Annotated in this window: 9 protein-coding genes; 8 read left to right on the top strand and 1 reads right to left on the bottom strand. The window is 45.6% G+C overall.

The annotated features are described in order from the left end of the window. Positions 1-102: 102 nt before the first annotated feature. Genes A8806_RS06980 through A8806_RS06965 form a run of 4 tightly spaced genes read left to right on the top strand, consistent with a single transcriptional unit; the run spans position 103 to position 5,251 of the window. Positions 103-2,487 (top strand): ABC transporter permease, encoded by a 2,385-nt coding sequence (locus A8806_RS06980; protein ID WP_109730465.1) that lies wholly within the window; start codon positions 103-105, stop codon positions 2,485-2,487. A gap of 11 nt (positions 2,488-2,498) precedes the next feature. Then, positions 2,499-3,269 (top strand): ABC transporter ATP-binding protein, encoded by a 771-nt coding sequence (locus tag A8806_RS06975; RefSeq protein ID WP_109730464.1) that lies wholly within the window; start codon positions 2,499-2,501, stop codon positions 3,267-3,269. 25 nt (positions 3,270-3,294) lie between these two features. Beyond that, on the top strand, positions 3,295-3,975 hold the full coding sequence (locus A8806_RS06970) for a response regulator transcription factor (RefSeq protein ID WP_109730463.1): 681 nt from the start codon (positions 3,295-3,297) through the stop codon (positions 3,973-3,975). Next, positions 3,962-5,251, top strand: a complete 1,290-nt coding sequence (locus A8806_RS06965) for an ATP-binding protein (RefSeq protein ID WP_109730462.1) — start codon at positions 3,962-3,964, stop codon at positions 5,249-5,251. Before A8806_RS06970 ends, A8806_RS06965 begins: the two co-directional genes overlap by 14 nt. A gap of 36 nt (positions 5,252-5,287) precedes the next feature. On the opposite strand, the gene A8806_RS06960 is transcribed toward A8806_RS06965, so the two are convergent. Beyond that, entirely contained in the window at positions 5,288-6,121 is an 834-nt protein-coding gene (locus tag A8806_RS06960) for a helix-turn-helix transcriptional regulator (RefSeq protein WP_109730461.1), read from the bottom strand. 228 nt (positions 6,122-6,349) lie between these two features. On the opposite strand from A8806_RS06960, the gene gnpA reads away from it, so the two are divergent. The 4 genes from gnpA to A8806_RS06940 all read left to right on the top strand — a co-directional run bounded on the left by gnpA (position 6,350) and on the right by A8806_RS06940 (position 11,852). Further along, positions 6,350-8,515 carry a 1,3-beta-galactosyl-N-acetylhexosamine phosphorylase gene (gene gnpA, locus A8806_RS06955; RefSeq protein WP_109730460.1) on the top strand — a complete coding sequence of 722 codons (2,166 nt, stop codon included), beginning with the start codon at positions 6,350-6,352 and terminating at the stop codon, positions 8,513-8,515. Between the two features lie 82 nt (positions 8,516-8,597). Next, on the top strand, positions 8,598-9,950 hold the full coding sequence (locus A8806_RS06950; protein ID WP_109730577.1) for a carbohydrate ABC transporter substrate-binding protein: 1,353 nt from the start codon (positions 8,598-8,600) through the stop codon (positions 9,948-9,950). 123 nt (positions 9,951-10,073) lie between these two features. After that, the gene (locus A8806_RS06945) at positions 10,074-10,967 is read left to right on the top strand and encodes a carbohydrate ABC transporter permease (protein WP_109730459.1); all 894 of its coding nucleotides are present in this window, start codon (positions 10,074-10,076) and stop codon (positions 10,965-10,967) included. A 12-nt stretch (positions 10,968-10,979) separates the two neighbouring features. After that, entirely contained in the window at positions 10,980-11,852 is an 873-nt protein-coding gene (locus A8806_RS06940) for a carbohydrate ABC transporter permease (RefSeq protein WP_109730458.1), read from the top strand. Positions 11,853-11,857: the final 5 nt, after the last annotated feature.

Below are 11,857 nucleotides of genomic sequence, written 5' to 3'. Positions count from 1 at the left end.
AAACTCTATTTTGTACTCCGCAATTCTATTTTAAGTATTTAAGGATTTTTTCATAATTGAAGCATTATACTCTCCTTAACACACAGGAAAGGAAAATTTATCATGATACAACGGATACTAAAAAAAGATATGAAGCGGAGAAAGAGTGTAAATATCATTCTGTTCCTGTTCATAACAATCGCATCCATCTTTCTGTCAAGCAGCATTAATAATATCCTCGTGGTTACTTCGGCAGTGGAATATTACATGGACTATGCGAAGGTTCCTGACATTAATTTTATTGTTTCAGGGACACAGGAAAAAGAGGTGATTGATGACTGGATTGAACACGAATCACCGAACCTGAAATCATGGGGATATAATACGGTAATGTCTGTGAATGAAAAGGATATTAAGATTCACAGGGAGAAGAAAGATTCCGCATTCAAATCAAACGGTGTAACCACATATATTGGAACGATGAATGCCGAATATTGTAAGGTGTATGACATGGATGGCAGGGACTTTACACTCAAACAGGGAGAGGCAGCCATCGGCTACGGCATTGCAGAAGACAATAAACTGTCAGAGGGAGACCAAATCAGGATCAGTGCAGCCGGCGGTGTAAATAAGATTTTTACAATCAAATATCTGGTCAAGGATGCAGCATTTGGAAGTGAAATGGCCGGTATGAGCCGTATTATGTTATCAGAGGAAGATTATAAAGACTATTCTGAGAAAAATGAATCAAATCTGCAGGGACTATATTATGTCAATACGGGCGATCAGAATACTTTTATAAGAGAATACAACGATCAGGAGTTTACCTCAGCATTGAATATGATTACGAGGCAGACTTATACGATGGCTTATTCGTTTGATATGATCATGGCGGCACTCCTGATACTGATCGGCATCTGCCTGATACTGATTGCCCTGCTTGTACTAAGGTTTACACTGGTATTTACGCTTGAGGAGGAATACCGGGAGATTGGTATTATGAAAGCAGTCGGGCTCAAAGAATTTGCGATAAAGAAAATCTATCTGGTGAAGTATTTCTTTATTGTTACTGCAGGTTCAGCCGTCGGTCTTGCGGCAAGTATCCCTGTCAGTCAGATGATGGTAAAGGGTGTCAGCAGAAATATGATTATGGAGGATACCAGCGCTAATTTCTGGGTTAACATTATCTGTACGTTTCTGATCATCGCTCTGGTTATGCTTTTCTGCTACGGGTGTACGAGAAAACTGAATAAAATCTCTGCAATCAGCGCGATCCGAGGGGGACAGAGCGGGGAACGGTTCCACAGACGATCGGTTCTTAAGATGCACAAGTGCAAGAGAATGCCGGTAGCTGTGTTTCTGGGGCTGAATGACATGGCAAGCCATTTGAAGCGCTATCTTGTTCTGATGGTCACCTTCTGCCTGAGTTTTATACTGATTACGATTCCCCTGAATACCCTGAATACCATGCAGAGCGAGGAAATGGCAGAGAAATTCTGCATGAACCCTGACAGCTCGGTTTATATAGAAACAATCGAAAAGCCCGGCGAGGAGCCCTATAAGACAATCAAAGACCTAAAGGCCGGAATGAACAGAGTGGAAAAGGAACTTAAAGAGAAGGGATATGATGCAAAGCTTACGGCAGTCCCGATATATTTTCTGCGCTTTTATGAAGAAGAACAGGGCGGAAAAAATCATATCATGACAGTACAGATTTTAGGAGAAAATAACGACTTTCTAACATATCTGGAGGGGGAGGCTCCCACGTTGGAAAATGAGATTGCAATTTCCAGAGCGATTCTGGAACAGAATGACTGGCAGATCGGGGATACCGTAGAAGTCGGTCTGACAAACGGGACAAAGAAGATGCTGATTACGGGAACTTATTCGGACTATATGCAGCTTGGAAAGAGTGCCAGAATGAACCCCGAAATAGACTTAAGCAGTGAGATAATGTTCCAGTACTGGAATATTATGGCGGACGTGAAGACAGACCTGACACAGCAGGAGCTGGCAGACAAAATGGAAAAATTATTCCCGGATTATAAATGGACGACGGCACAGGAAGTGGTCGACAGAAATGTAGGCGGCATTCAGGAAAATCTGAAGTCTATGCTGGTCCCAATGACAGGGATGCTCTGTGCCGTGATCATGCTGATTACGCTTCTGATGGAACGCCTTTTCATTGCAAGGGAAAAAGGTGAGATTGCGATGATGAAGAGCATGGGGTATAAAAACAGGACGATCTGCCTGTGGCAGGTCCTGAGAATGGTATGGGTGGCACTTGTATCTATGATTGCGGCGGTTCCGCTGTCTTTCGTGTCAAACCAGTTTATCCTGAAGCCGATCTTTGCGATCATGGGGGCAGAGGTGGAGATCCAGGTTGTTCCCTGGCAGGTCTACGGGCTGTACCCGGGCGTGCTGCTTGTGGGGATCATACTGGCAACGGTAATTGCGGCTGTAAAAGTGAAACAGATTAATATCCGGGAACTCAATAACCTGGAATAGGAGGATAGAAGATGGGGACTTTAAAAGTATCGAATTTATGTAAGACTTACATTATCAATAAACGCCAGAATAATGTGCTGCGCAATGTAAACCTGACAATCAAAGAAGGCGAAATGGTCGGCGTCATGGGGCCGTCCGGATCCGGCAAGACAACACTGCTTTATACTGTCAGCGGCATGGACAGTGCCACTGCAGGCAGGGTGGAGTTTTATGGAAAGGACCTGACCGGTATGAAGGCAAACGAGATGAGTGATATCCGTCTCAATGAGATGGGATTTGTATTTCAGCAGATGTATATGCTGAAAAATCTGACCGTTTATGATAACATTATCCTGCCGGGATACCAGACACCGGAGGGAAAGACGAAAGAAGGCAGAAGGAAGATCAATGACAGGGCCAAAGTGCTGATGCAGACGCTCGGAATCAGCGAGATCGCAGAAAATGATATCAATGAGGTATCCGGCGGACAGCTACAGAGGGCATGTATCTGCCGCAGCATGATTAACAATCCGAAGATCATCTTTGCCGATGAACCTACGGGAGCGCTGAATAAACAGAACTCAATAGAAGTCATGGAAGAACTGAACCGCATCAATCAGGCAGGAACGGCAGTGCTTCTCGTAACCCATGACATGAAAGTCGCTTCGAAATGTGAAAGAGTGCTCTATATTGAAGACGGTGATATCCGTGATGAGATAACACTTGGACGGCGTTTGGGCAGGGCAGAGGACAGAACAAGGGAAAGAACACTGAATGACTGGCTGATCGGACTGGGCTGGTAGATTCTCAAAAATGAGGTAGTAAAGCATGAAGGATATTTTACTTGTGGAAGACCAGGAAGAACTGGCAGAACTGATACAGATTTTCCTTGAAAAAGAGGGATTTACGGTACTCCTTGCAGGCACAGGGGAACAGGCGGTGGAATATCTGAAGGAGCAGCAGGTGAAACTGCTTCTTCTGGATATTATGCTTCCTGAGATGGACGGCTTTGCCGTGTGCAGGGCCGTGCGGGAAAAAGGAAATATGCCGGTCCTGATCATGAGTGCCAGAGCGGGCAGGGATGACAAGTTAACCGGTTATGAACTGGGCGCGGATGATTACATGGAGAAACCCGTTGACCCCGAAATCCTGACCGCCAAAGTAAGGGCACTGATGCAGCGTGCTTATGGAACGTTTGCAGAGTCCGATATCCTCTCCTCCGGGGGGATTACTATTGATACTGTCTCCAGAAAGGGATATTTAAATGGCAAAGAACTGGATTTGAACGGCAAGGAGTATGAACTTCTGCTTTTGTTCCTAAAGAATCCGGGGAAGACACTTTTAAAGGACTATATTTTTGCACAGATATGGGGAATGGACAGCTTAAGTGAGAATCAGACACTCACAGTGCATATAAAAATGCTGCGTAAAAAGATAGAAGAAAACCCAAGGGAGCCGAAGCGGATTGTGACGGTATGGGGAGTGGGGTACAGATATGAAGAAGTATGACAGGCTGATTCTCTTTTCCCTGGTCCTCTATATACTGACAGCCATAGGGACCGGTTACGGAGTTTATGGTGTGACGGCAGAGAGTGGAAAAGAATATAAAATAGAAATTAACCGCCTGTATAACAGCTTATCCGGGGATGAAGACCCGGATAGGCTGAATCTGCGTTCATGCAAATACGTGAAGAACGTGGCCTGGCTGCCGGCCGGGGTGCTGTCGGAGGCATCACGGTCTGCCAGAGAAAAGATTGATGAATTTTATGAGCAGGGCAACCTCCTGAAAACAGAAATACGCCCCTGGTATGAAGAAGGTGATTTCAAAGGGTTTGTGCGGTTCGATTATGTGGAACCGGATGTTAATTACCGGCGGATCATCTGGATTACACAGATCTGCCTTGCCCTGATGGAAGGATTTCTGCTTGCTGTATTGTTCTATCTGAGAAGCCAGCTGGTCCGCCCGTTCCAGCGAATGTCGGGCCTGCCCCATGAACTGGCGATGGGGCATTTGAAGGGGACGGTAACAGAAGAAAAAAGCAGATTCTTTGGTAACTTTCTATGGGGGATCGGCCAGCTGAAAGACACGCTCGACACTTCGAAAAAGAGAGAACTGAAGCTGCAGAAAGAAAAGAAGCTGCTCCTTCTGTCTCTGTCACATGATATTAAGACCCCTCTGAATACAATCAAGCTTTATGGAAGGGCGCTTGAGGAGGAGCTGTATCCGACTGGGGAACAAAAGAAGCATGCTGCCCGCCAGATTGAAAAGAAGGCAGATGAAATCGAACGGTATGTGGAAGAAATCATGAAAAATGCAAGAGAGGATATTCTGGATATTCAGGTGAGGAAGGAAGAATTCTATCTTACAGACCTGATGGATAAAGTGCTGGATACTTATCGGGAAAAATGCAGCATACGCATGACTGACCTGACAGTGGGGAAATTTGAAAACCGGCTGATTATCGGGGATCCTGAGCGTACGATGGAAGTCTTCGAAAACCTTTTTGAAAATGCCTTTAAGTATGGTGACGGACGGCGGATTGAGATCACCTTCTATGAGGAAGATTACCGGCAGCTCATCCGTATCTTTAATACCGGTTCCCCTGTGACGGATACGGAGTTCAACCATGTTTTTGAGAGCTTTTTCCGTGCAGGCAACAGCGAAGGAAAGCAGGGGAACGGGCTGGGGCTTTACATCTGCCGGGAAATCATGCGTAAAATGGACGGCGAAATTTTCGCGGAAAAGTCAGTGGACGGGATGGCGTTTGTGCTTGTATTCCGCTGATATTTCTGTTATGTCCCGGCAAATGGAGTCCTGTTCTTATGTATCCTGATGGTTTTTACGGTATGCCGCGGGGGTAAGTCCCGTGTAGCGCTTAAACGACTGTGAAAAGTAATTGGCAGATGAGAATCCGGTCGTATGTGCGATCTGCGTAATACTGAAATCCGCTGACTTTAATAGTTCCTTGCTGTGCAGGATACGGCGCTCCAGCAGATAGGTAATAGGTGAAATTCCAAATGCGCGGTTAAAAATGTGTGACAGGTAGAATTTATTCAGGTGGGATACTTCAGCCAGCTTATCCAGCGTTATATTTTCCTGATAATGTGTGTCAATATAGTACTTGATTGTCTCACATTCCCCCGGAATATTCTTGGAGGAATAAGGCGTGAACTGGTCACCGCTTATGCGCAGAATCTTTAAGAGCAGGATACTCAGAAAATGATGGCAGATGAGCTCTGAGGATGCGCGCCGCCCTCTGGCCTCGTCCAGCATCATCTGCATAATCGGAAGACAGGCATCCCTGTGCTTGTAAAAATCATGGACACGGTATGCACTGTATTCATCGCCTGAAAATTGAAAATGGAGATTATCTATACCCAGCACGATATAAGTAAGCGGATGCGTGACAGAGGACTTTTCCGTGTGCCGGATATTCGGGTTAATCAGAATCAGGGAGTCCCTTTCAATGGGGACTTCTTCTGATTCTGTGCAAAAATGCCCCTGTCCGTCCAGAACATAGAAAAGTTCTGCAAAACTATGGGAATGAAACATGCTGATCCAGTCATTCCCATAAGTAGCCGAAGAGATATACAGAAGCCTTTCAATCGGCTCCTGGCTGTAAAGGTCTGTGATCGAATATTGAATATGTGCCATAATGAATGCTCCTTTCTGATATCATCATACCATCCCACATAAATAAAGACAAGATATATAACTTTTAGAGCAATAAATAAGTTGATTAAGGCTGTTTTAATCCGTATACTTGAATCAAAGAATTGTGCAAATGCTATAAAAATCAACAAGATAATAAATATAATTTGTATAAAGTGAAACTCTTTAGAGCACACATGCACAGTCTCGAATAGCAAAAGGAGACAAATTATGGAAAGCAATTTATCTTTTGGACGGGTGACAATCCCGACAGATGTTGACGTAGTGAATGAGACAAAAGAGATCCTGAAGCGATGGGGCGCAGATGCAATAAGGGACTGTGACGGTACGGATTTCCCAGAAGAATTACGCAATGTAAATGCGAAGGTATATTCTACATATTATACAACGAGAAAAGACAACGAATGGGCAAAGGCAAACATGGATGAAGTGCAACAGATGTACATTATGACGGATTTCCATAATGCTTCTGAAGAGACTCTGCGTATTCACCTGATGGACCATCTCTATCCGGACATGCTGGCGGTAAATACGCGTGACGATATCAGCCGCTGGTGGGAAGTGATTGATCGCACGACGGGGGAAGTCATCCCATACGGCACCTGGAGTTATGATGAAGAATCCGGTGACGTGGTGATCAGTCCCGCGCGGCTGTATCATGATTACACCGTGAGCTTTCTGACTTATATCATGTGGGACCCGGTGCATATGTACAATGCAGTGACAAACGGGTGGAAGGATGTAGAAAAACAGATTACCTTTGATGTCAGGCAGCCAAAGACAAGGGCATATTCAATGCAGCGCCTGCGCCGCTATCTGGAGAGCAGCCCGCATGTCGATGTTATCCGGTACACGACCTTTTTCCATCAGTTCACATTGATTTTCGACGAACTGGCAAGAGAAAAATACGTGGACTGGTACGGGTATTCCGCCTCGGTCAGTCCATATATTCTGGAACAGTTTGAACGGGAGGCGGGATACAGGTTCCGTCCAGAGTTTATTATCGACCAGGGATACATGAACAATACATACAGGATACCTTCCAAAGAATTTCAGGATTTTCAGAAGTTCCAGAGAAGAGAAGTTGCAAAGCTTGCAAAGGAAATGGTAGATATTACCCACGAGTATGGCAAAGAGGCCATGATGTTCTTAGGGGACCACTGGATTGGCATGGAACCGTTTATGGATGAGTTCCGGACAATCGGTCTGGATGCAGTTGTAGGAAGTGTGGGGAATGGTTCCACACTGCGGCTGATCAGTGATATCAAAGGTGTTGATTATACAGAAGGGCGTTTCCTGCCTTACTTTTTCCCGGATGTGTTCCACGAGGGCGGCGATCCGGTAAAAGAGGCAAAATATAACTGGGTGACTGCAAGGCGTGCAATCTTGAGAAGCCCGATCGACAGGATCGGTTATGGCGGTTACCTGAAACTTGCACTGGAGTTCCCGGAATTTATTGATTATGTGGAAACAGTCTGTAATGAATTCCGGATCTTATATGAAAACATCAGAGGCACCACACCTTACTGTGTGAAACGTGTGGCCGTACTGAACTGCTGGGGAAAGATGCGGGCATGGGGAAACCATATGGTGCACCATGCGATCTACCATAAACAGAATTACTCTTATGCGGGGATCATCGAGTCACTGAGCGGTGCGCCGTTTGATGTGAAGTTCATCAGTTTTGATGACATCAGGGAGAATCCCGATATTTTAAAAGACATCGATGTAATCCTCAATATCGGGGATGCCGATACCGCTTATACCGGCGGGGAAAACTGGATTGACGAGCAGATTGTGACAGCAGTGAAGCGTTTCATATATGAAGGCGGCGGATTCATCGGCGTCGGTGAACCGACGGCACACCAGTGGCAGGGCAGGTTCTTTCAGTTAGCAGGTGTGATGGGAGTAGAGAAGGAAAATGGCATGACGCTGAACAGGGATAAGTATAACTGGGAAGAATATGCACACTTCATAACTGCGGACTGTAAGGATGAGATCGATTTCGGTGAGGGCAAGAAAAGCATTTATGCCCTGGACAAAGCAACCATTCTCTGCCAGAGAGAAAAAGAGGTTCAGCTGGCCGTCAATACATTCGGCATGGGCAGAAGCGTCTATATCAGCGGGCTCCCATACAGCTTCGAGAACAGCAGGCTTCTTTACAGGGCCGTAATCTGGTCTGCATCAGACGAAGAGAATCTGGAAAGATGGTTCAGCAGTAATTATAATGTAGAAGTTCATGCATATGTGGCTAATGGCAAGTACTGTGTCGTTAATAATACATATGAGGAACAGGACACCATCGTCTATAAAGGTGACGGAAGCAGTTTCCCGCTCCATCTGGAGGCGAATGAGATTATCTGGTATGAAATTTAAGAACAGCTATACCGTTCTTAAAATATATCTGCCGGTGGATTCCCGGCAGAAAAACTTTATTAATAACAGGGAGGAAAGAAGTATGAAAAGAAAACTGGTGAGTATTTTATTGTGCGTAACAATGATCGGTACACTGGCAGTTGGATGCGGAAGCAAAGACAAAGGCTCTGATTCCGGTGACGCCAAGGATTCCGGCTCAGGAGATGGGCAGGTATTGAAAGTGGCTGCATTTGAGGGCGGTTACGGCGCTGAGATGTGGGATGAGGTTGCTAAAGCATTCGAAGAGACACACGAAGGCGTAACGGTGGAACTGACAGTTGACAAGAAAATCGAGGATGTGATCAGCCCAAGCATGAAGGCAGGCGACTATCCGGATGTTGTACACTGCGCAACAGGACGTGAAGCAGCACTTACAGAGACTCTGACGAAGGAAAAAGGTCTTCTTGAACTGACAGATGTTCTGGACATGACAGTTCCGGGCGAGGATGTGACTGTAAAGGATAAGATCCTTCCGGGATTCCTTGATACATTGGGAACGATGCCTTACGCTGACGGCGTGACATACTATGCACCAATGTTCTACAGCCCGTGCGGCCTGTTCTACAATGCAGGACTGCTCAAGGAAAAAGGCTGGGAAGTTCCGACAACATGGGATGAGATGTGGGAATTAGGCGATAAGGCGAAAGCTGAGGGCATCTCCTTATTTACATATCCGACACCTGGATATTTTGATGCATTTACATATGCACTTCTGGAATCATCAGGCGGGGCTGACTTCTACAATGAAGCAATGACATACAAAGACGGCATCTGGGAGTCTCCTGAAGCAACAGCAGTATTTGAACTGGTTGGAAAGCTTGCTGATTATACAGAGCCGACAACAGTTGCCAATGCAAATGATGATAACTTTACAAAGAACCAGCAGCTGATTCTTGACAACAAAGCAATCTTCTGCCCGAACGGAACATGGCTTCCGGGAGAAATGGCAGACGCTCCGAAGGCAGACGGATTCGAATGGGGCTTCACAGCAGTTCCGGCAGTAGCAAAAGATGCGAAACCATCATCCTTTACATTCTTCGAGCAGATGTGGATTCCGGCAGAAGCTGAGAACCAGGACCTTGCAAAAGAATTTGTGGCATTTATGTATTCTGACAAAGCCGCTGATATCTTTGCAAAATCAGGCGCTGTACAGCCGATCGACGGCATGGCAGACAAACTGGATGCAGACAGCCAGTTATACTACCACATTTATGACAATGACGCTGCAGTTGCAGTTATGGGCGGATTCGCAGCAACGGAACCTGTAGAGGGAGTTTCAATGGCAGATTCTCTGTTCAAGGCAGTAAACAGCGTTATGAGCGGCGACAAGACTGTCAAAGACTGGCAGGCAGATGTCGAGGCTACAAGCGACAAATTAAGAGATGCTATGGACTAAATAATTAGGAAACAATGTAAGATATAAGCGGCAGGGGACAAAGAAGGAAGTATTCCGGGCGTGTTCCCTGTGCTTTATCATCAGGTGGCGAAACAGTCACACACGGGGACAGGAGGTATATATATGCGGCACAAAAAGGGCAGAAGCGGATTTATCGCGGCCTGCGTATTACCATCCGTGATTTTATTCGTTATTTTCATGGTGATACCGACTATCAATGTATTTAAGATGTCACTCTATAAATGGGGCGGCTTCTCAAACAACAAAAAGTTTGTCGGTTTCAATAATTTTAAAATTTTATTCGAGGACCAGAAGTTTTTCAGGTCTTTCCAGAACTCGATCCTTCTGATTGTACTTGTTACAATCATTACTCTTTTCTTTGCACTTGTATTTGCGGCGATCCTATCACGCGAGAATTTGAAGGGTCAGAATTTTTTCAGAGTTATTTTCTACATTCCGAATATTTTGTCAGTAGTAGTAATTTCTGCGATATTCTCTGCTATTTACGATCCGACCAATGGCCTTTTAAACAGCATCCTGGGGATCTTCCGGGGGAAAGACGCCACGCCGGTCCTCTGGCTCGGCGACCAGAGCATCGTCATCTACAGTCTGGTGATTGCAATGGTGTGGCAGGCAATTGGTTATTACATGGTTATGTATATGGCAAGTATGACCAGCGTTCCTGAGAGTCTTTATGAATCGGCGGACCTGGAAGGGGCGGGAAAGGTGAGACAGTTTTTCAGTATCACACTTCCTCTGATCTGGACGAATATCCGTACAACGCTTACATTCTTTATCATCAGTTCCATCAACTTAAGCTTCCTGTTTGTAAAGGCTCTTACAAACGGCGGGCCTGATGGTTCAACGGAAGTATTCTTAAGCTATATGTACGGTCAGGCATACACCAACTCCTCTTATGGATATGGTATGGCAATCGGCGTTGTAGTATTCTTATTCTCATTCGGTCTGTCCGCAGTAGTCAACTTTGCTACGAAGCGGGAACCGCTTGAATTTTAGGAGGTGCGGATCATGAAAAAAAGTAAATTTAAAGCCTCCAGAGTTGTTGTCTACATCCTGCTGATTGTTCTGGCAATCAGTATTATCGTTCCGGTAGGCTGGGTATTTCTGGCATCCATCAAGGAAAACTCAGAGTTCTACGGCAACCCGTGGACACTGCCGAAGGGATTTTATTTCCAGAACTTCGTAGATGCTTTTTCAAAAGCGAAGATGGGGGACTACTTCCTGAATTCGATCATTGTAACAGTTCTTGCACTGCTTCTTCTGCTGGTTGTGGCGCTGCCTTCTGCATATGTGCTGGCACGCTATAAATTCAGGGGCAGTAAGTTCCTGAATGTGATGTTCATGGGCGGTCTGTTTATCAATGTGAACTACATTGTTGTTCCGATCTTCCTGATGCTGGTAGACGGGGATAAGATGCTAAAACAGTTGTTTGGCTCCGGATTCCTGATCAACAACCGGTTTATGGTAGCGCTGATCTATGCGGCAACGGCACTGCCTTTTACAATCTACCTTCTGTCCGGTTTCTTTGTTTCCATTCCGAAGGACTATGAGGAGGCGGCTTTTGTAGACGGGAGCGGGTATTTTCACACAATGGTGAAGATTATGATGCCGATGGCAAGACCGAGTATCATCACAATCATACTGTTTAACTTCCTGTCATTCTGGAATGAATATATCATTTCCATGACACTGCTGACAGAAAAGGAACTGAAGACACTGCCGGTCGGACTGATGCAGCTGATGCAGGCGCAGAAGTCAGCAGCTAACTACGGGCGGCTCTATGCCGGGCTGATTATTGTCATGCTGCCGACGCTGATTTTGTATATCCTTGTACAGAAGAAGCTGACACAGGGCATGAGCCTTGGCGGATTGAAAGGATAGGGGGC

Source organism: Faecalicatena orotica, from assembly GCF_003149245.1.
GTDB lineage: Bacteria > Bacillota > Clostridia > Lachnospirales > Lachnospiraceae > Faecalicatena_A > Faecalicatena_A orotica.
The sequence above is the reverse complement of the archived record's forward strand: the minus strand, read 5'-3'. Positions and strand labels throughout refer to the sequence as shown.